We start from the raw sequence: 19,206 nt of genomic DNA on the forward strand, positions 1-19,206 counted from the left end.
GAGGGCCTGTGCCCGGCACGCCGAGAGCACGCACCTGACGCCGCAGGGCCCGCCCTCCGGGCGGACGACGGGAATTTGACGACAGGACCTAGAACGTCCGACCGGGGTTCATCACACGAGTGTGGTTCCGGAGTTTGTACCTCTTGGCACAAACGGGCCAGGCGCCCCACCCCTGGACGTGCACCACCCGCTTGGCGACCTTGATCTGCTCCTTCCGCCGGGCCAGGTCCGCACGCGGGGCGTACGCCAGACCGCCGAACGCCACCCAGGTGGCCTGCCTGAACTGCAGTCCTCCGTAGTGGTGGTTTCCGGTGTTCGCGTGCCAGCGCCCGCCGCTCTCGCACTTGGCCAGGCAGCCCCAGGGCCAGTGGTCCCGAGCACAGTTGTACGACACCCGCCCCGCCGGCCGGCCGGACAACGGGGACAACGGGGGCGGGGACGCGACGGCCGCCCTCGCGGGAACGAGGACGGCCAGGGTGGCGGCGACGACGGTCGCGGCCACGTACCGCATGCGCTTGTTCGACAGGGGCGATGACGTCGGCTCGAGGTGCATCGGGTCACGTTAAACAGCACACCGGGCGCGTCCGCCCCGCCGCGCCCGGGGCCCCACCCGGTCGGAGGACCGGGATGGGGCGGCGGAGTGGAGCCGGGGCTCAGAGGTCGAGCCGCTGGCCGGGCATGATCAGGTCGGGGTCACCGCCGATGACCGCCCGGTTGGCGGCGTAGATCTTCCGCCAGGTCGTTCCGTGCCGCTCCGCGATGCCGCTCAGGGTGTCGCCGCCGCGGACGGTGTAGTCGCCGCGGGACGCCGCGCGGTTCGTGTGGCCGGATGCGCGCGCCGGGGCCTCGGACGCCTGTGCGGGGGCCGACTTGGTCGTCGACTTGGCGGGAGCCGACTTGGCGGCCGACTTCGACGTCGACCTGGGTGCAGCCTCGGGTGCCGACTTCGTGGTGGCCGACCCTCCGGACGACGCGGCGCCCGAGGACGCGGGTGCGTTGCCGTACGCTCCGGCCCGCGCCGAACAGGTGGGCCAGGCGCCCCATCCCTGTGCGTTCTGGACCTTGGTGGCGACGGCTATCTGGGCGGCCTTGGAGGCCTTGTCGGCGGTCGACGCATAGGCCGAACCGCCGTACGCCCGCCAGGTGCCGGCGGAGAACTGCAGTCCTCCGTAGTAGCCGTTGCCGGTGTTGATGTGCCAGTTTCCGCCGCTCTCGCACTTGGCGATGCGGTCCCACACTCCGCTGTCGGCCGCGGCGGCGTTGCCGGTCGCGGCGAGCAGTCCGAGCGGGGCGAGCAGAGCCGCCCCGGCGAGGACCGCCGTCGTACGCGTCGTACGAACCTTACGAGTGTTATCGGCACATGCGGACATGTAGTTCCCTCTCGAAACACCCGGGATCCCCCAAGGCGGGGCGCGACTTCCTGCGCGTAGGACGCGGTCGTCGTGCTCCGCCCCGTCCGCCGGAGGTGGTGCTGCGAACCAGTCGTACGGTTCGGCCGGCGGACGTACCCGAGCGGTGCTCTGTGCACACGGCCGAGAAATCTATGGAGGTGGTCGCCCCGATATCAACCAACTCGGTGTCATTCGAGGCCAGTTCACAGTTACCGCGGGTATCGGCGATTTTCAGCCACCCACTTCATAGGCTGATTTCAGGATTTGTCGACCAGCCGCTCAAGTGACCTGTGACCCACTTCACGGAACCAACTTCCTTGAACGCACACGAAGTTGGCTCGGAGTAACAGATTCCGCACAAGGGATCACCCTGCGCGTCGGATGGTTCGATTCCGTTCGCTCCCGGGCGTGACTCCGGCCACAGATCGCCCGTTGTCATCTTCATGAGCCGGGACCCCCGGATTCATGGGCCGGGAGCCACCCGGCATCACCACGTACCGCATCCCGAGGAGCCACCCGTGCCGCGCATGCTCGACGTCAGCGACGACGTACGCGCCGAGATCGGCGACGAAGAAGCCGACCGGCTGCTCGCCGGAGAGAACGCCCCGGGCAGTTACGACTGCACGTCCTGCCGCACCCCGGGCGACTCGGAACAGGAGCGCACCAGCACCGTCCTGTTCATCGGCGACGAGACCGCCGTGCTCGCCTTCGCCCACGCCACCTGTCTGCCCTCACAGGTCGTCCAGGTCACCGAGGAGCAACTCCAGGGCGCCGTCCGCTCGATCAACCCCGACGGCGTGCCCGAGCAGGCCGCGCCCGAGCAGGCCGTGCTCGGCGTGACCAGCGGACTCATCCTGATCAGCGGCGAGTTGCACCCCGCGCTCGTCGTCGAGCCGACGGGACCCATCGTGCGGCCCGGCTCGACGGACATCGGTGACGACTTCCTGCCGCTCCTCATCGAACAGGGGTTCATGCCGGTGACCGAGCTGAGCTCGGTGCCGCCGGTGCTGCACGGGTGGTCCGTGCTGCTCGCCGTGGGGCAGCTGCACGCCGTGCTCCAGCCGGGCACCGGGGGCGGGTCGCCCGTCGCCTGGTGGCAGGCGCACCAGGCACTCCAGGTCGCCGAGAGCTGGCGGGCCGCCGCCAACAAGCACCAGCAGGTGCTGCTGTTCGCGGCGCCGGTCGGGTCGATCGGACGGCAGCCGCGGGAGGATCTGCTGCGGGACGCGCTGGACAAGGCGGCGGCGAACGGGAAGTTGGTGGCTGCCGCGATGCCGCTCGCCGGAACGTGAGCGTTCCACCGGGTTGAGCCGGGGAGCTGCGGTGCGTCGCCTTGTGCGGGTCCGTCGTGGCTGGTCGCGCAGTTCCCCGCGCCCCTTGTCGGGGCGCGACAGGTGCGTTCTTCGGCCGCGGGTCCGTCGTGGCTGAGCGCGCAGTTCCCCGCGCCTCCAAAGGGCTTGCGCCCCTGACGGGCGGGCTGAAGCAAAGGTGTGACCGCATCTGTTGGGCTGTGGGGTCGTTGGCACATACGTGCACACCTACGACGCCCCCCGCCGCCAGCCCTTCCAGCAGATCCCGGCCGCGCGATCGGCTCAGGATCCTCCGCGCGCCCCATCGGCCACGCCGATCTATGACGCGCTCTACGCCGAGTGGGTCAGATCGTTCAAGGCCCTGCCCGGCGACCGCCACGGCGAGGACCAGCTCGGCTTCACGGCCTTCGGGATCCTGACACAGGGTTCCAGCGCGTACGGCGGATCCTCGTACCCCTCGTCGTACAGCTCCTACAGCGCGGGGGCGTACTCCGCGCGCAACGGCGGCTCCCAGCAAGGTCAGGGCACGTCGACGACCGGCGTCTGGCAGCCGGTGGCGCGCCAGGACGGTACGGGACTGCACCACATCCCGGCCGCGCTGCCGCCCGCGCCCCGCAGGGGGCTGTGAACAGAAACGGTTGAACAGGTGAGGGGCGGCTCCCACGGGAGCCGCCCCTCACCTGTCGCTACGTCACTTCTTCTTGGTGCCGCGCTTCTCACGCACCCGTACGGAGATGTGGATCGGCGTCCCCTCGAAGCCGAACTCCTCGCGCAGTCGGCGCTCGATGAAGCGCCGGTAGCCGTGCTCGATGAAGCCGGAGGCGAAGAGCACGAACCGCGGGGGCTTGGTGCCGGCCTGCGTTCCGAAGAGGATGCGGGGCTGCTTGCCGCCGCGGACCGGGTGCGGGTGGGCGGCGACGAGCTCGCCGAGGAAGGCGTTCAGACGGCCGGTCGGGACACGGGTCTCCCAGCCGTCCAGGGCCGCCTCGATCGCGGGGACGAGCTTCTCCATGTGCCGTCCGGTGCGCGCCGAGACGTTCACCCGGGGCGCCCACGCCACCTGGAGGAGCTCGGTCTCGATCTCCCGCTCCAGGTAGTAGCGGCGCTCCTCGTCGAGGGTGTCCCACTTGTTGAAGGCGAGGACGATCGCGCGGCCCGCCTCGACGGCCATCGTCACGATGCGCTGGTCCTGTACGGAGATGGTCTCGGACGCGTCGATCAGGATGACCGCGACCTCGGCCTTCTCGACGGCGGCGGCCGTGCGCAGCGAGGCGTAGTAGTCCGCGCCCTGCTGAAGGTGGACGCGCTTGCGGATGCCCGCCGTGTCGACGAACTTCCAGGTGACCCCGCCGAGTTCGATCAGCTCGTCGACCGGGTCACGGGTGGTGCCCGCGATCTCGTTGACGACCACGCGGTCCTCGTTGGCCACCTTGTTCAGGAGCGAGGACTTGCCGACGTTCGGGCGGCCGATGAGGGCGATGCGGCGGGGGCCGCCCACCGCGGCGCCGAAGGTCTGCGCCGGGGCCTCGGGCAGGGCCTCGAGGACGGCGTCCAGCATGTCGCCGGTGCCACGGCCGTGCAGCGCGGAGACGGGGTGCGGCTCGCCGAGACCGAGGGACCAGAGGTACGAGGCGTCGGCCTCGCCGCTCGGGCCGTCGACCTTGTTGGCGCACAGCACGACGGGCTTGCCGGCCTTGCGCAGCAGACGGACGACCGCCTCGTCGGTGTCGGTCGCGCCGACCTTGGCGTCGACGACGAAGACGACCGCGTCGGCCGCCTCGATCGCGTACTCGGCCTGCGCGGCCACGGACGCGTCGATGCCGAGGACGTCCTGCTCCCAGCCGCCGGTGTCGACGAGCTTGAAGCGGCGGCCCGCCCACTCGGCCTCGTAGGTGACGCGGTCGCGGGTGACGCCGGGCTTGTCCTCGACGACCGCCTCACGGCGGCCGATGATCCGGTTCACCAGGGTCGACTTGCCGACATTGGGCCGGCCGACGACGGCGAGAACGGGCAGCGGACCGTGGCCCGCCTCCTCGATCGCGCCCTCGACGTCCTCGATGTCGAAGCCCTCTTCCGCGGCGAGCTCCATGAACTCCGCGTACTCGGCATCGCCAAGCGCCCCGTGCTCGTGCTCGGCCGGGCCGGCCGAGCCGTCGGGCTGGATGTGGTCGTTCATGAAGTCCGTACCTCGTCGTTCATCGTGGTGATCGGTGGACCGCCCGCATATCGGGTGATCCACTACTCAAGTGTCGCCTAGTGCCCGGTGGGGCGCCCGGCGTTTTCCGGGCGTCCGGTCAGACGCCTGGCGTGGTCCAGGTGGGCGCTCAGCTGCTTCTGAATGCGGGCGGTCGCCTCGTCCAGCGCCTTGCGGGTACGCCGTCCGCTGCCGTCGCCCGCCTCGAAGGGGTCTCCGAAGACGACGTCGACCCGGCTGCGGAGCGGGGGCAGCGCCTTTGTCAACCGGCTGCTCTTCTCGGAACTTCCCAGGACCGCCACCGGGACGATCGGCGCGCCGGAGCGCACCGCGAAGTACGCGAGTCCGGCACGCAGCGAGGCGAAGTCGCCGTCGCCGCGGGTGCCCTCCGGGAAGATCCCGAGCACGCCACCGGACGACAGAACTCCGAGGGCGTCGGTGATGGCGGTGCGGTCGGTGGTCTCACGGTCCACCTTCAGCTGGCCGATGGCGAGCAGGAAGGGGTCGAGCGGGCCGATGAACGCTTCCTTCTTGATCAGGAAGTGGGTGGGGCGGGGCGCCACGCCCATGACCATCGGGCCGTCGATGTTGTGCGAGTGGTTCACGGCCAGGATCGCCGGGCCGGTCGCGGGGACCTTCCAGGCGCCGAGCACGCGCGGCTTCCACAGCCCGTACATCAGGCCGACGCCGATACGGCGCCCTACCTCGGCGCCTCTCTCGGAGGTTGCGGTCACTTGGCGGCCCGCTTCTCCTCGACGAGGGTGACGACGCACTCGATGACCTGCTGGAGCGTGAGGTCGGAGGTGTCCACCTCGACCGCGTCGTCCGCCTTGGCGAGGGGGGAGGTCTTACGGCTGGAGTCGGCGGCGTCCCGCTTGAGCAGGGCCTCGCGGGTGCTGTTGACGTCCGCGCCCTTCAGCTCACCGCTGCGGCGGGAGGCACGCGCCTCCGGGGAGGCGGTGAGGAAGATCTTCAGATCGGCGTCCGGCAGCACGGTGGTGCCGATGTCGCGTCCCTCGACGACTATGCCCAGCTCGGCGGCGGCCGCGATCGAACGCTGCAGCTCGGTGATCCGGGCGCGCACCTCGGGCACCGCGCTGACCGCGCTGACCTTGGAGGTGACCTCCTGGGTGCGGATCGGGCCCGCGACGTCGGTCCCGTCGACCGTGATGGCCGGCGCGGACGGGTCGGTCCCGGAGATGATCTCCGGCTTTCCGGTCACGGCGGCGATCGCGGTCGGGTCCGTGATGTCGATGCCGTTGGTCACCATCCACCAGGTGATCGCCCGGTACTGCGCGCCCGTGTCCAGGTAGCTGAGGCCCAGCTGCGCGGCCACGGCCTTGGAGGTGCTCGACTTGCCCGTGCCGGAGGGGCCGTCGATGGCGACAATCACTGCCTGGGCGGGCCGGGCGGCGCCGTTTTCCACGGTGGGAACACCTTCCTGGTGCGGGGTGGAGGTCTGTGCGGGGCACGATCGCGCCCCGCACAAGGTTACTGGCTTCCCGGACCCCGCATTACTGGCCCTTCCCGGGGCCGATCACCCGCCGCACCATGGCCCACCACACAGGCCACCCACTCCGGACACCGGCCCTGCTGTCGCCAGCGGGGCCGGACGACGGCCCTACTGCCGCAGCGCCCATCCCCGTTCCCGTAGTGCCGTGCTCAGTACCGGTGCCGCCTTCGGCTCCACCATCAGCTGGACGAGGCCGGCCTGCTGTCCGGTCGCGTGCTCGATGCGTACATCCTCGATGTTGACTCCGGCGGCCCCCGCGTCGGCGAAGATGCGGGCCAGCTGGCCGGGCTGGTCGTCGATGAGGACGGCCACCGTCTCGTACGTCAGCGGCGCGGCGCCGTGCTTGCCGGGGACGCGGACCTGGCCCGCGTTGCCGCGGCGCAGCACGTCCTCGATGCCGCTCACGCCCTCGCGCCGCTTGGCGTCGTCGGAGGACTGGAGGGCGCGCAGGGCCTGGACTGTCTCGTCGAGGTCGGCGGAGACGTCCGCGAGGAGGTCGGCGACCGGGCCCGGATTCGCGGAGAGGATGTCGATCCACATCCGGGGGTCGGAGGCCGCGATCCGGGTCACGTCACGGATGCCCTGCCCGCACAGCCGTACCGCCGCCTCCTCCGCGTTCTCCAGGCGCGCGGCGACCATGCTGGACACCAGGTGCGGCATGTGGGAGACGAGCGCGACCGCGCGGTCGTGGGCGTCGGCGTCCATGACGACCGGGACGGCACGGCAGTGCGACACCAGCTCGAGGGCGAGGTTCAGGACCTCGGTGTCCGTGTCCCGCGTGGGGGTGAGAACCCAGGGGCGGCCTTCGAAGAGGTCGCCCGTCGCGGCCAGCGGGCCCGACTTCTCACGGCCCGACATGGGGTGCGAACCGATGTACGCGGAGAGGTCGAGGCCGAGCGCCTCCAGCTCGCGGCGCGGTCCGCCCTTGACGCTCGCCACGTCGAGGTAGCCGCGCGCGACCCCACGCCGCATGGCGTCCGCGAGCGTCGCCGCCACGTGCGCCGGCGGGGCCGCCACGATCGCGAGGTCCACAGGCCCGCCGGGCGCCTCGTCGGTGCCGGCGCCGAGCGCGGCCGCCGTACGGGCCTGCTCCGGGTCGTGGTCGGTGAGGTGGACGACGACGCCCCGCTGGGAGAGCGCGAGGGCCGCCGACGTACCGATCAGCCCGGTTCCGATGACGAGCGCGGTTCTCACTGGGCGATGTCCTTGCGCAGCGCGCCCGCGGCGCCCAGGTAGACGTGCGCGATGTCGGCGCGGGGCTTGTCTGACTCGATGTGCGCGAGGACCCGTACGACCCGGGGCATCGCGCCCTCGATGTCCAGCTCCTGCGCGCAGATCAGCGGCACGTCGACGATGCCGAGCTTGCGGGCGGCGGCGGCCGGGAAGTCGCTGTGCAGATCGGGCGTCGCGGTGAACCAGATGCTGATGAGGTCGTCGGTGGTGAGACCATTCCGCTCCAGGACGGCGGTGAGCAGCTCGCTGACCTGCTCGTCCATGTGGCCGGCCTCGTCCCGTTCCAGTTGGACGGCGCCCCGGACCGCTCGTACCGCCACGGTGTCACTCCTCGCTGAGCCGAGCTACGTACTGGTCGTATCTCGTCGTATGTCGTCGTGTCTCGTCTTGTCACACCAGCGTAGTCAGGCCGCAACGCGCGAGTGCGCGGCGCCCGCCTGACGAGACGGCCGCCGCGCACGAAAGGGAGCACGTCTCGGAGCGGCTCAGAGCGACTGCTGCCTGATGAGGTCCTCCAGGGAGGCGCCCGGCTGCGGCAGCTCTCCGCTCGGGGTCAGTTTGTCGACCGCCTGGGGCAGGTGCTGGGCGATCTGGTCCGCGGCCTCCTGAGGGCTGACGCCGGCCTGTGCGGCGACCTCCTGGAGGGTGTCGCCGGGCAGGGCCCGGGCGATCTGCTCACCGCTGACGGGTTTGTTCTCCCCCGTGCCGATCCACGACTGGGCCTGGTCGATCAGGCCGGACTTGGTGAGCATGTCCAGCAGGCCGCCCAGGGGATTGCCGCCGGCCGCCCGGCCACCGCCACCGCCACCGCCCAGGGCGCCGAGCAGCGCGCCGAGGATATTGCCCGCGCCGGAACCGCCGGTTCCCGCCTGGCTGCCTCCGCCGAGGAGACCGCCGAGCAGGCCGCCGAGATCTGCCCGCCATGGTCACGCCTTTCGAGTGTGAGTTTCGGGGAGTGCCTTTCGGGAGTACGACCGGGGGGCAGGTCACCGCCCGGCCCAGGTCTCCGTCGATGTCACCTGAATCGCCCTATCCCGCCACTTGTAGTGAGAACACACCCGTGCGCCTCTGGACGCCGGGGCACGGGTCCGCTCTCATGGCAGGAGACTCGCCTCGGGGGAGGCCCGCATGCCCCGTATGAAACGCCCAGGACCGCTGCTCACCCTTCTGGCGGGGCTCCTGCTCGCCGTGTTCATGCTGACGCTCAACGCGACGACGGGGACGAAGAACGCGTCCTCGTCGTACCAAGAGACCTCGCCCAGCGCCACGCCACAGGCGAGCCCGCCGCCCACCAGTACGTCACCGCCGTCGAGTCCCCCGCCCCCTTCGAAGAGCGCGCCGCCGAACGCCGACTACGCGGGCCGCACCGACGACAACTCCTCGGCGGTCGCCGTCTCCCTGCGGGGCGGCAAGGCGATCGCGTACTTCTGCGACGGCCGTAGCAAGGAGTCGTGGCTGAAGGGCGACGTCAAGGACGACGGCACCATGAAGCTCACCGGCAAGCACGGCGCCGAACTGAACGGCACGCTCAAGGGCGGCAGAAGCATCCGCGGCACCGTCGACCTCGGCGGGCAGCGCTACGCGTTCACCGCCGACAAGGCGGTCAAGCCGTCCGGGCTCTACCGCGCGACCGCCACGGTGCGCGGCGCCAGGCTCGACGGCGGCTGGATCGTGCTGCCCGGCGGCAAGCAGGTCGGCATCCTCGACCGTGACGGCAAGCCCGCGGCGGCGCCGACGATCGACCCGGAGACCGGCACCGTGACGGCCGACGGACAGACGCTCACCGCCTCGCCCGCCACTCCATGACCCGTCACTCCAAGACCTGTCACTCCAAGACGCGCCACTCCAAGACCCGTCACCCCAAGACCCGTTCGTGAACCCTTTCCTGGCCCTTTCCTGATCGGGAACCGATATGACCGTGGATCCGAACGCCGCCACCCAGGGCTTCCCCTCTCCCCCGCCCGCCCACCGCCGCCCGGGCGCGGCCCGCTATATCGTCCCCGCCCTGGTCGCCGCGGCGGTCGCGGTCGGCCTCGGCACCTATGGCAAGTCGCACCACCCCACGGGGACCGCCTTCAACCTCGCGGGGTTCAGCAGCACGGGCGCGGTGAAGTCGTGGCTGGCGACGACGGCGTTCGCCTTCGCACTGGTCCAGCTGGTCTCGGCGTTCATGGTCTACGGGAAGCTGCCCGGGCCGAGCTGGGCGCCGACGCTGCACCGCTGGTCGGGGCGGGTCGCGTTCCTGGTGGCGGTGCCGGTCGCGGTGCACTGCCTGTACGCGTTGGGCTATCAGACGTACGAACCGCGGGTGATGTGGCATTCGCTCCTGGGCTGCTTCTTCTTCGGTGCATTTAGTGCCAAAATGCTCTTGCTCCGCTCGGAGCGACTGCCCGGCTGGCTGCTGCCCCTGGTCGGAGGACTCGTCTTCGTCGTCCTCACGGCCATCTGGCTGACGTCGGCTCTCTGGTTCTTCCGTACGTTCGGAGTGACGACATGACGAACCCCCCGGCGCGGCGCACGGTTCTCGGAACGGGCGCGGCCTTCCTGCTCGCGGGGTGCAGCAAGTACGGCGACAGCAACAGTTCGTCAGCAGCATCCCCCACCGCGACCACCTCCCCGATCGCCTCCTCCAAGCACTCAGCCGGCAAGGAACTCGCCGACAAGAGTGCCATCCCGGTCGGCGGCGGCAAGATCTTCAAGGAAGAGAAGGTCGTGGTCACCCAGCCGAAGAAGGGCGAGTTCAAGGCCTTCTCGGCGATCTGCACCCACCTGGGCTGCACGGTGAACAAGGTCGCCGACGGCACCATCGACTGCCCCTGCCACGGCAGCAAGTACCGCATCACCGACGCCTCGGTGGTCCACGGCCCGGCCCCGCATCCCCTGCCCGCGAAGAAGATCACGGTGAAGGGAAAATCGATCTTCCTGGCGTGAGCCGGCACGTACGCTCCAGGACATGCATTCCGAGACCCCGGTGTCCCTGGTGCGCGACCACACGATCTACTCCTGTGTGATGGGCTCGCGCGCCTTCGGGCTGGCCACGGACGGCAGCGACACGGACCGCCGGGGTGTGTATCTGGCGCCGACCCCGCTCTTCTGGCGCTTCGAAAAGCCTCCGACGCACGTCGAGGGGCCGGCCGAGGAACAGTTCAGCTGGGAACTGGAGCGCTTCTGCACCCTCGCGCTGCGCGCCAACCCGAACATCCTGGAGTGCCTGCACTCCCCTCTCGTCGAGTACGTCGACGACACGGGTCGCGAACTGCTCGCCCTGCGCGAGGCGTTCCTCTCCCGCCGCGCGCACGACACGTTCGCCCGTTACGCGCTGGGCCAGCGCAAGAAGCTGGAGGCCGACGTCCGGCAGCACGGCGCCCCGCGCTGGAAGCACGCCATGCACCTCCTGCGCCTCCTCATGAGCTCCCGTGACCTGCTGCGCACCGGCGCACTGACGACAGACGTCGGCCTACGGCGCGAGGCGCTGCTCTCGGTGAAGCGCGGCGAGGTCCCGTGGCCGGAGGTCGAGGCCTGGATGACCCGGCTGGCGGCCGACGCGGACGACGCGGCCGCCCACAGCCCGCTGCCCGCCGAACCGGACCACGCCCGCGTCGAGGACTTCCTCCTGCGCACCCGCCGCGCCTCAGCCCTCCGCGCGGACCGCGAAGCTCCCCGGACCCTCCAGCCGGACCCGGACGACGAAAGCGTGCAGGGCGTCGTACGCGGACGGAGCGTCCGGCAGCGCTGAGGCGTCCTGCGCCACGTCCAGCACGCCGTGCAGCCGCTCCACGTCGGCGGCCACGCGCGTGTGGTCGACATCCGCGTCCCCGTGCTCCCGCTCCGCCTTCGCCGCGATCAGGTCGGGCAGATACACGGGAGCCTCCCCGACCTCCGCGACCAGCGTGCGCAGATCGGTCTGCACCTCGCCGCTGCGCATCAGATGGATACCGGTGAGCAGCACCCGGAACGTGTAGAGCAGCGGCTTGAGTTCACGGGTCTTCTCGAACAGCCGCCACTGGGTCGCCGCGAAGCCCCGGTAGTGGTGGGCGTGGTGGGAGGTGAGGACTCCGGGGGCGAGCGAAACCAGCTCGCGGTGCGCCTCCCCGGTGTGCACGACCAGTGGCGAGAGCAACTGCTCCAGCACATAGCCGTTGCGCCGCAGCATCAGCCGTACGAACTTGCGCAGGTCGTGGGTGACGAGGTCCATCTCGACACCGTCCCGGTCCCACATCCTCGACCGGGTCTCGTCCGGCTCGCGCAGACCGACCAGTTCGGCCGCCGACAGCAGGTGCACGCCTCTGAGGTCGACGTCCGAGTCGCGCGAGGGGAAGCCGTACAGGTGCGCCCCGGAGACGGTGGCGAACAGCACCGGGTCGGGCTGCTCGGCCACCACGGCCGCGAGGTCGGTGTCCAGGACGTCGTCGATCATCGTTCAAGCATCCCAGAGCCGTATCTCATGCATCCCGGAGTCTCATGCATCCCGGAACCGTCTCTCACGCATCCCAGAGCGCCCCCAGCGACATGAGGTCGCTCTGGTACTCGATGCGGTCGGCCCACTCCGTCGGCCAGGCGTCGGAGCCGTGGTGGGCGCCGGCGAACGCGCCCGTCAGACAGGCGATGGAGTCGGAGTCGCCGGATGTGCAGGCCGCGCGGCGCAGCGCGGTGACGGGCTCGTCGACGAACTGCAGGAAGCAGAGCAGTCCGGTGGCGAGCGCCTCCTCGGCTATCCAGCCCGCGCCGGTGGCCAGGCACGGGTCGCTCTCGGGCGAGGCGGTGCGCACGGCGTCCTGAAGGCGGTCGAGGACCTCGAGGCACTCGTCCCAGCCGCGTCCGATGAAGTGCTCCGGTGTGGGGTCCTGGCTGCGGGTCCACAGGTCGCCGAGCCAGCGGGAGAGGTAGCGGCCGCGGTTCTCCTGGGCGTACGAGCGCAGGAGGCCGATCAGTTCGGCCGGCTCGGCGCCTCCGGCGAGGAGCCACACGGCGTGGGCGGTGAGGTCCGAGGCGGCGAGCGCGGTGGGATGGCCGTGGGTGAGCGCGGCCTGCAACTGCGCGGCGCCCGAGCGCTGTTCGTCGCTGAGCCCCCGTACGAGCCCGACCGGCGCCACCCGCATGTTGGCCCCGCACCCCTTGGAGTCGATCTGGCTGGCCTCCTGCCAGGGCCGGCCCTCGGTCTTCAGGAGGTTGCAGGCCACGAGGCAGGTGCGGCCGGGCGCGCGGTTGTTGTCGGGCGACTGGTACCAGTCCACGAACTCCTCGCGCACCGGCCGTTCCATCCGCAGCGGTGTGAGCAGGCCGCGGTCCATCGCCGTACGCAGTCCCCGCCCCAGCGCCAGCGTCATCTGCGTGTCGTCCGTGACGATCGCGGGCCGCGGCAGCTTCATCTCCCGCCAGGGGCCGAACTTGGCCAGGATCGAGGGGACGTCGTTGAACTCGGTCGGGAAGCCCAGCGCGTCGCCGAGGGCGAGGCCGAGCAGGGATCCGGTGGCGGCGTGCTTCGCGAGCGTCGGGGTGGTGGTCATGAGGGCCGTCCTTCCGAAGGGGGACGCAGCAGGGGTGGCTGCAGGGCGGTGGCGCCGCCCGCGCGGTAGAGCGCGGCGGGTTTGCCGCGGCCTCCGGTGAGGCGTGCGGCCCCCGGGACCGGTTCGACGAACCCGGGTGTGGCGAGGACCTTGCGCCGGAAGTTGGGCCGGTCGAGGACGGCGCCCCACACCGTCTCGTAGACCCGCTGCAGCTCACCGAGGGTGAACTCGGGCGGGCAGAAGGACGTGGCCAGACAGGTGTACTCGAGCTTGGCGCCGACGCGTTCGTGGGCGTCGGCGAGGATGCGGTCGTGGTCGAAGGCGAGCGGGCCGACCGAGCCGTACGGCACCCACCGGGCCTGCGCCGCGTCCCCGCCGCCGTGCGGCTCGGGAGGGTCGGGGAGCAGCGCGGCGAACGCGACGGAGACGACCCGCATCCTCGGGTCGCGGTCGGGTTCGCTGTAGGTCCGCAACTGTTCCAGATGGAGGCAGGAGAGGTCCGGGATGCCGGTCTCCTCGGCGAGTTCACGCCGGGCGGCCGTCTCCGCGGACTCCTTCGGCAGCACGAAGCCGCCGGGCAGTGCCCAGCGGCCGGCGTACGGTTCCTGCCCCCGTTCGACGAGCAGCACTTCGAGCTCGCCCGCGCGGACGGTCAGGACGGCGAGGTCGACGGTGACGGCGAAGGGTTCGAAGGCGTACTTGTCGTAGCCCTCGGGGGCGAGACCTCCCCTTGCGCGCAAGTCACCCGCCCCCGGTTCCGCACGAGTCATGATCAGCACGAGTAATAGTCAGTACGACTATAAAAAGCCGAACCGCGCCCCCACAAGACCTCGGGCGCGGTTCCCGGCACATCCGTGCCAGAAGCCCTCAGCGGCCCCTGGGGCGTGTCGGAGCCCGCCGTGCTCCCCGAGGGCGGTGAAGGCGGGCGGAGGGCGCACAGCGCCCTCCGGAGCCGTCAGGCGGGCCTAGAGATCGACCTCCTGCATGAGCATCCCGACCTCGGTGTTCGACAGGCGGCGCAGCCAGCCCGACTTCTGGTCGCCCAGGGTGATCGGGCCGAAGGCCACACGCACGAGCTTGTCGACCGGGAAGCCGGCCTCCGCGAGCATGCGGCGCACGATGTGCTTGCGGCCCTCGTGCAGGGTCACCTCGACGAGGTAGTTCTTGCCGGTCTGCTCGACGACCCGGAAGTGGTCCGCCTTGGCGTACCCGTCCTCCAGCTGGATGCCGTCCTTGAGCCGCTTGCCCAGGTCGCGCGGGATCGGACCCACGATGTGCGCGAGGTAGACCTTCTTCACGCCGTACTTGGGGTGGGTCAGCCGGTGCGCCAGCTCGCCGTGGTTGGTGAGCAGGATGACGCCCTCGGTCTCGGTGTCGAGCCGCCCGACGTGGAAGAGCCGCGTCTCGCGGTTCGTCACGTAGTCACCGAGGCACTGCCGGCCCTCCGTGTCCTCCATGGTCGAAACCACACCGGCGGGCTTGTTCAGCGAGAAGAACTGGTACGACTGCGTGGCCACGGTCAGCCCGTCGACCTTGATCTCGTCGTGCTCCGGGTCGACGCGCAGACCCTGCTCCAGGACGATCTCGCCGTTGACCTCGACCCTGGCCTGCTCGATCAGCTCCTCGCAGGAGCGCCGGGAGCCGTAGCCCGCACGCGCGAGCACCTTCTGCAGGCGTTCGCCCTCCTGCTCGGCGCCCGGGAAGGTCTTGGGCAGCTTGACTTCCTTCTTGCCCGCGTACCGGTCCCGGTTGCGCTCCTCGGTCCGCGTCTCGTACTCGCGGGAGCGCGAGGGCTCCGTACGGCCACCACGCGGCTGGCCCTGCTTGGGGCCGCCCTTGGCACCGCCGCGCGCCGCGTTGCCGCGCCCGGACTTCGGGCCGTCCGGCGAGGCCCCGGGGCCTACGTCGTAGCGGCGCTCCTCAGGGCGGGGCTTGCTGGGACGCTTCGGCCTGTCGTCGCGCCCTCCCGCGCTCCTCGGCTGGGAGCCGCTCCCGCCACTCCCCCGCGGGTTGCCGCTCCCGCCGGTTCCCCGCGGGTTGCTGCCCCCGCCGGTTCCCCGCGGGTTGCCACGCCCGCTGTTCCTGCCACTGCCACTGCCACTGCTTCGCATCAAAGTTCCGTCGTCGTCGTGTCGTCTGCATCTGCATCCGGTGCATCCGGATCGAACGACGGGACCCCTTCCAGCGTCTCGGCCTCGATCGCGTCCGCCTCGGGAAGGAAGGGCGCGAGCTCCGGGAGCTCGTCCAGACCGCGCAGGCCCATTCGCTCCAGGAAGTAGTTCGTCGTCACGTACAGGATCGCACCTGTTTCGGGTTCCGTGCCCGCCTCCTCGACCAGACCGCGCTGCAACAGGGTGCGCATCACACCGTCACAGTTCACTCCGCGGACCGCCGATACCCGGGATCGGCTCACCGGCTGGCGGTAGGCGACGACCGCCAGAGTCTCAAGGGCCGCCTGGGTCAGCCGGGCCTGCTGCCCGTCGAGGACGAAGCGTTCGACGGCCGCCGCGTACTCGGGCCGGGTGTAGAAGCGCCAGCCGCCCGCGATGAGCCGTAGCTCGAAACCGCGGCCCTGGACGGTGTACTCGTCGGCCAGCTCCCGCAGCGCGTCCTTGATCTGCCGTTTGGGCCGCTCCAGGATCTTCGCGAGGTGCTCCTCGGTCGCGGGCTCGTCCACGACCATGAGGACGGCCTCCAGGGCGGGCTTCAGGTCGAGGTCGGCGACGGTACGCAGGCCCGCCGCGATGTCGGTGGTCTCCCGGCTCACGCCTTCTCCTCCTTGGCGCCGTCCTTGATCTTGTCGTCCTTGGTGTCGCCGTCCTTGGCCCGGTCGTCCCCGGCCGCCTCCGCCGGGCGGTCGTCCATGGCCCGGTCGTCCCCGGCCTCCTCCGCCGGGCGGTCGTCCATGGCCCGGTCGTCCCCGGCCTCCTCCGCCGGGCGGTCGAACTCGTCCGTCACCCTCGGCTGGTCGTCGCCGTCCCCGCCCGTCCAGCGCACCATGAGCTCCCCGAGGGCCTCCTCCTGGTCGAGGGCGACGGCCTTCTCCCGGTAGAGCTCCAGCAGGGCCAGGAACCGGGCCACGACGGTGAGGGTGTCCTCGGTGTCCTCGACGAGGGCGCGGAAACTGGCCTCCCCGAGCTCCCGCAGCCGCGCCACCACGATCCCGGCCTGCTCCTGCACGCTCACCAGCGGGGCGTGGATGTGGTCGACGTACACCTGCGGCTTGGGCTTGGGCTGCATCGCCTTCACGGCGAGCCTGGCGAATCCTTCCGCCCCGATGCTGATGACCACCTCGGGCAGCAATTCGGCGTGGTGGGCTTCGAGCCCGACAGTACGGGGGTAGCGGCGGCCCTCTTCCTCCAGCCGGGCGTTGAAGATGTCCGCGATCTGCTTGTAGGCGCGGTACTGGAGCAGCCGCGCGAACAGCAGGTCCCGCGCCTCCAGCAGCGCCAGATCCGCCTCGTCCTCGACCTCGGCGGCCGGGAGCAGCCGGGCGGCCTTCAGATCGAGCAGCGTCGCCGCGACGACCAGGAACTCGGTCGTCTGGTCGAGGTCCCAGTCGGGCCCCATAGCCCTGATGTGCGCCATGAACTCGTCGGTGACCTTGGACAGCGCCACTTCGGTGACATCGAGCTTGTGCTTCGAGATCAACTGAAGCAGCAGGTCGAACGGCCCCTCGAAGTTCGCAAGCCGCACCTTGAAGACCCCGTCACCGACCTCGTCGCAAGCCGCGGACTCGGCAGCACCCTCAGAACGGGGCAGACGCTCCGGCCCCGCCGGGGCCTCGGCCTGTGCCGGAGACTCGGGCGCCGTCTCCGCCGGAGGCTCGGCGCTCTCATGCGCAGGAAGCCCGGGCGCCGTCTCCGCGGCGGCCTCGACGGGCTCCTCGACCGACTCGGCACGCCCTTTGACCGGCGGCCCCTCGGCCGACTCGGCACGCTCCTCGGGCCGCCGGTCCTGCCCCTGCGTCGCGCCGGGGCCCCGGCCCAGGACACGGCGACGGCCGCCGGAGCCGGCGGGGACAGAGGTGTCGTTCGAGGTCATAGCCGTCGCAGGCTACCGCTACCGCCCGCGAAGCCGTCGTACGAGGATGCTCGCGTCCCCGCGGGATTCAAGATCGGCGAGTACGACGGCGACCGCCTCGCGGACGATCCGGCCGCGGTCGACCGCGAGCCCGTGCTCCCCGCGGAGCACCAGCCGGGCGTGCTCGAGGTCCATGAGCTCCTCGGCGGACACGTACACCGTGATCTTCTCGTCGTGCCGCTCCCGCCCGCTGGGCCGGCGGTTCGCGGCGCGGGAGCGCTTGCTGCCGCGGGCGGGCTGCCCGCCGGCGCCCTCTTGCGTCGCCTGGCGCCGCGCCGAGCCCTCCGGGGCCGTACCCCGGCTGCGGGACTCTCCCGTGTCCGCCTCGGCGTCCGCCGCGACGTGTTCGTCGCCCTCGCCGTCACCACCCTGCACGGGCACCGACTGCGGTGCGTCCTCGGCTACGGCGGCCGGGTCGCTCTCACCGGCCGGAGCCGGCACCCGGGCCTCGCCGTTGGTCCGGCGGGTGGGGGTGGATGACTGGAGCGCCATGCCCCCGGTGGTACGGAACAGTTCGTCGGCCCCCGGCAGACTCACTCGGCGTGACACCGGGCGAGCACCTCCCTGGCGAGCTGGCGATAGGCGGCGGCACCGACGGAGTTGGAGGCGTACGTGGTGATCGGCTCACCGGCGACGGTGGTCTCCGGGAAGCGGACGGTCCGGCCGATCACCGTGTGGTAGACGTGATCGTCGAACGCCTCGACCACGCGCGCGAGCACCTCACGGCTGTGCACCGTGCGGGAGTCGTACATCGTGGCGAGGATGCCGTCGAGCTCCAGCTCGGGGTTGAGCCGCTCCTGGACCTTCTCGATGGTCTCGGTGAGCAACGCGACACCGCGCAGGGCGAAGAACTCGCACTCGAGCGGCACGATCACCTTGTGGGCCGCCGTGAGGGCGTTGACGGTGAGCAGGCCGAGCGAGGGCTGACAGTCGATCACGATGTAGTCGTAGTCGGCCATCAGGGGCTTCAGCGCGCGCTGAAGCGTGGACTCGCGCGCGACCTCGGACACCAACTGCACCTCGGCGGCGGACAGGTCGATGTTGCTGGGCAGCAGGTCCATGTTCGGGACCGCCGTCTTCAGGAGCACCTCGTCGGCCGCCATGCCCCGCTCCATGAGCAGGTTGTAGACGGTGAGGTCGAGCTCCATGGGGTTGACGCCGAGACCCACGGAGAGCGCGCCCTGCGGGTCGAAGTCGACGAGCAGGACCCGGCGTCCGTACTCCGCGAGCGCGGCGCCCAGGTTGATGGTCGACGTCGTCTTGCCGACGCCGCCCTTCTGGTTGCACATCGCGATGATCGTCGCGGGGCCGTGGCTGGTCAGCGGACCCGGGATCGGGAAGTAGGGCAGCGGGCGTCCGGTCGGTCCGACGCGCTCACGGCGCTGACGGGCCGCGTCGGGCGCGAGCGTGGCCGCGTACTCCGGATCGGGCTCGTACTCGGCGTCGGGGTCGTAGAAGTGCCCCTCGGGCAGTTCGTCGTAGTCGGCGAAGTGGGTGTGGTTCCCGCCACTTCCGTTGCCGGCCATGGCGTTCACGTGATGGCCATCCATGCTCTGGTGTGCTGTCTGAGTCATCCGGGGACTCTTTTGCGCTGCGAAGGTTCGGACAGCGACGGAGCCGACAGCCTCGAGCCCCGTGGGGCCCTGGCCCCGCGCCGGCATTCCTGGTTGACCACCCCCGGGAGTAAATGTCGACTCATTCACAAGTCGTCTTACCTCCTTGGTGACCAGGAAACTTCTAGATAGGTCAGCGTGGCACCATGCCGACGATTGGCGACTCTATGGCGTGTCACCGGTCCGCAGCAACACAATCCGCCGGACCCGACCCGATGTGTCGGCAACCGAACACCCCTCTGTCAAGGGCGTAAGGCCGTCGCACGGCAGGTTTCACGGGTGTGCGAATCGGTTGAAGGGTTACGTTCGTGGCGAGTTGAACGAGTGTCGCAAAGTGACCCGACACACACCCGGCCGGACCT

General features: G+C 70.7%; 22 protein-coding genes. 6 read left to right on the top strand and 16 right to left on the bottom strand.

Features of this window, described 5'->3' with window-relative positions; translation table 11 throughout:
* Positions 1–88: 88 nt before the first annotated feature.
* Entirely contained in the window at positions 89–553 is a 465-nt protein-coding gene (locus ABZ656_RS40510) for a transglycosylase family protein (protein ID WP_360275188.1), read from the bottom strand.
* 100 nt (positions 554–653) lie between these two features.
* A complete protein-coding gene (locus tag ABZ656_RS40515; protein WP_101405984.1) occupies positions 654–1,370 on the bottom strand; it encodes a transglycosylase family protein in 717 nt (238 codons plus the stop codon).
* Between the two features lie 539 nt (positions 1,371–1,909).
* Here ABZ656_RS40515 and ABZ656_RS40520 point away from each other — a divergent pair.
* Together ABZ656_RS40520 and ABZ656_RS40525 are read left to right on the top strand one after the other, a co-directional pair.
* Positions 1,910–2,683, top strand: a complete 774-nt coding sequence (locus tag ABZ656_RS40520) for a hypothetical protein (protein ID WP_101405983.1) — start codon at positions 1,910–1,912, stop codon at positions 2,681–2,683.
* 238 nt (positions 2,684–2,921) lie between these two features.
* Entirely contained in the window at positions 2,922–3,329 is a 408-nt protein-coding gene (locus tag ABZ656_RS40525; protein ID WP_101405982.1) for a hypothetical protein, read from the top strand.
* A gap of 63 nt (positions 3,330–3,392) precedes the next feature.
* Here ABZ656_RS40525 and der read toward each other — a convergent pair whose 3' ends face one another.
* The 6 genes from der to ABZ656_RS40555 all read right to left on the bottom strand — a co-directional run bounded on the left by der (position 3,393) and on the right by ABZ656_RS40555 (position 8,543).
* Complete coding sequence (gene der / locus ABZ656_RS40530; protein ID WP_101405981.1) at positions 3,393–4,877, bottom strand: ribosome biogenesis GTPase Der; 1,485 nt, start codon at positions 4,875–4,877, stop codon at positions 3,393–3,395.
* A 77-nt stretch (positions 4,878–4,954) separates the two neighbouring features.
* Positions 4,955–5,668: a lysophospholipid acyltransferase family protein gene (locus ABZ656_RS40535; protein ID WP_360275193.1), complete on the bottom strand. Its 714-nt coding sequence runs from the start codon at positions 5,666–5,668 to the stop codon at positions 4,955–4,957.
* On the bottom strand, positions 5,626–6,321 hold the full coding sequence (gene cmk / locus ABZ656_RS40540; protein ID WP_101405979.1) for a (d)CMP kinase: 696 nt from the start codon (positions 6,319–6,321) through the stop codon (positions 5,626–5,628). Before cmk ends, ABZ656_RS40535 begins: the two co-directional genes overlap by 43 nt.
* A 195-nt stretch (positions 6,322–6,516) precedes the next feature.
* Positions 6,517–7,602: a prephenate dehydrogenase gene (locus ABZ656_RS40545; RefSeq protein ID WP_101405978.1), complete on the bottom strand. Its 1,086-nt coding sequence runs from the start codon at positions 7,600–7,602 to the stop codon at positions 6,517–6,519.
* Positions 7,599–7,961, bottom strand: a complete 363-nt coding sequence (aroH, locus tag ABZ656_RS40550; protein WP_054234458.1) for a chorismate mutase — start codon at positions 7,959–7,961, stop codon at positions 7,599–7,601. Before aroH ends, ABZ656_RS40545 begins: the two co-directional genes overlap by 4 nt.
* 165 nt (positions 7,962–8,126) lie before the next feature.
* On the bottom strand, positions 8,127–8,543 hold the full coding sequence (locus ABZ656_RS40555) for a YidB family protein (RefSeq protein WP_360275216.1): 417 nt from the start codon (positions 8,541–8,543) through the stop codon (positions 8,127–8,129).
* 235 nt (positions 8,544–8,778) lie between these two features.
* On the opposite strand from ABZ656_RS40555, the gene ABZ656_RS40560 reads away from it, so the two are divergent.
* The 4 genes from ABZ656_RS40560 to ABZ656_RS40575 all read left to right on the top strand — a co-directional run bounded on the left by ABZ656_RS40560 (position 8,779) and on the right by ABZ656_RS40575 (position 11,377).
* The gene (locus ABZ656_RS40560) at positions 8,779–9,447 is read left to right on the top strand and encodes a hypothetical protein (protein ID WP_360275219.1); all 669 of its coding nucleotides are present in this window, start codon (positions 8,779–8,781) and stop codon (positions 9,445–9,447) included.
* A gap of 106 nt (positions 9,448–9,553) precedes the next feature.
* The gene (locus ABZ656_RS40565; RefSeq protein WP_101405975.1) at positions 9,554–10,138 is read left to right on the top strand and encodes a DUF6529 family protein; all 585 of its coding nucleotides are present in this window, start codon (positions 9,554–9,556) and stop codon (positions 10,136–10,138) included.
* Positions 10,135–10,572, top strand: a complete 438-nt coding sequence (locus tag ABZ656_RS40570) for a Rieske (2Fe-2S) protein (protein ID WP_360275199.1) — start codon at positions 10,135–10,137, stop codon at positions 10,570–10,572. Before ABZ656_RS40565 ends, ABZ656_RS40570 begins: the two co-directional genes overlap by 4 nt.
* Before the next feature lie 22 nt (positions 10,573–10,594).
* Complete coding sequence (locus ABZ656_RS40575) at positions 10,595–11,377, top strand: nucleotidyltransferase domain-containing protein (protein ID WP_101405973.1); 783 nt, start codon at positions 10,595–10,597, stop codon at positions 11,375–11,377.
* On the opposite strand, the gene ABZ656_RS40580 is transcribed toward ABZ656_RS40575, so the two are convergent.
* The 8 genes from ABZ656_RS40580 to ABZ656_RS40615 form a co-directional block, all read right to left on the bottom strand.
* A complete protein-coding gene (locus ABZ656_RS40580) occupies positions 11,273–12,055 on the bottom strand; it encodes a nucleotidyltransferase domain-containing protein (RefSeq protein WP_360275222.1) in 783 nt (260 codons plus the stop codon). The genes ABZ656_RS40575 and ABZ656_RS40580 overlap by 105 nt on opposite strands.
* Before the next feature lie 67 nt (positions 12,056–12,122).
* The gene (locus ABZ656_RS40585; protein WP_101405972.1) at positions 12,123–13,148 is read right to left on the bottom strand and encodes an ADP-ribosylglycohydrolase family protein; all 1,026 of its coding nucleotides are present in this window, start codon (positions 13,146–13,148) and stop codon (positions 12,123–12,125) included.
* Positions 13,145–13,888: an NUDIX domain-containing protein gene (locus ABZ656_RS40590; RefSeq protein ID WP_360275204.1), complete on the bottom strand. Its 744-nt coding sequence runs from the start codon at positions 13,886–13,888 to the stop codon at positions 13,145–13,147. The genes ABZ656_RS40585 and ABZ656_RS40590 overlap by 4 nt, the downstream gene beginning before the upstream one ends.
* Positions 13,889–14,113: 225 nt before the next feature.
* Positions 14,114–15,259, bottom strand: a complete 1,146-nt coding sequence (locus ABZ656_RS40595; RefSeq protein ID WP_101405971.1) for a pseudouridine synthase — start codon at positions 15,257–15,259, stop codon at positions 14,114–14,116.
* Positions 15,259–15,915 (bottom strand): SMC-Scp complex subunit ScpB, encoded by a 657-nt coding sequence (scpB, locus tag ABZ656_RS40600; protein WP_101405970.1) that lies wholly within the window; start codon positions 15,913–15,915, stop codon positions 15,259–15,261. The genes ABZ656_RS40595 and scpB overlap by 1 nt, the downstream gene beginning before the upstream one ends.
* Positions 15,912–17,192: a segregation/condensation protein A gene (locus ABZ656_RS40605; RefSeq protein WP_360275209.1), complete on the bottom strand. Its 1,281-nt coding sequence runs from the start codon at positions 17,190–17,192 to the stop codon at positions 15,912–15,914. Before ABZ656_RS40605 ends, scpB begins: the two co-directional genes overlap by 4 nt.
* Positions 17,193–17,210: 18 nt before the next feature.
* The gene (locus ABZ656_RS40610; RefSeq protein ID WP_101405969.1) at positions 17,211–17,780 is read right to left on the bottom strand and encodes a hypothetical protein; all 570 of its coding nucleotides are present in this window, start codon (positions 17,778–17,780) and stop codon (positions 17,211–17,213) included.
* Positions 17,765–18,892 carry a ParA family protein gene (locus tag ABZ656_RS40615; RefSeq protein ID WP_075027827.1) on the bottom strand — a complete coding sequence of 376 codons (1,128 nt, stop codon included), beginning with the start codon at positions 18,890–18,892 and terminating at the stop codon, positions 17,765–17,767. The genes ABZ656_RS40610 and ABZ656_RS40615 overlap by 16 nt, the downstream gene beginning before the upstream one ends.
* Between the last annotated feature and the right edge of the window lie 314 nt (positions 18,893–19,206).

Origin of the sequence: Streptomyces sp. NPDC007095, assembly GCF_040634475.1 — a bacterium.
Lineage (GTDB): Bacteria > Actinomycetota > Actinomycetes > Streptomycetales > Streptomycetaceae > Streptomyces.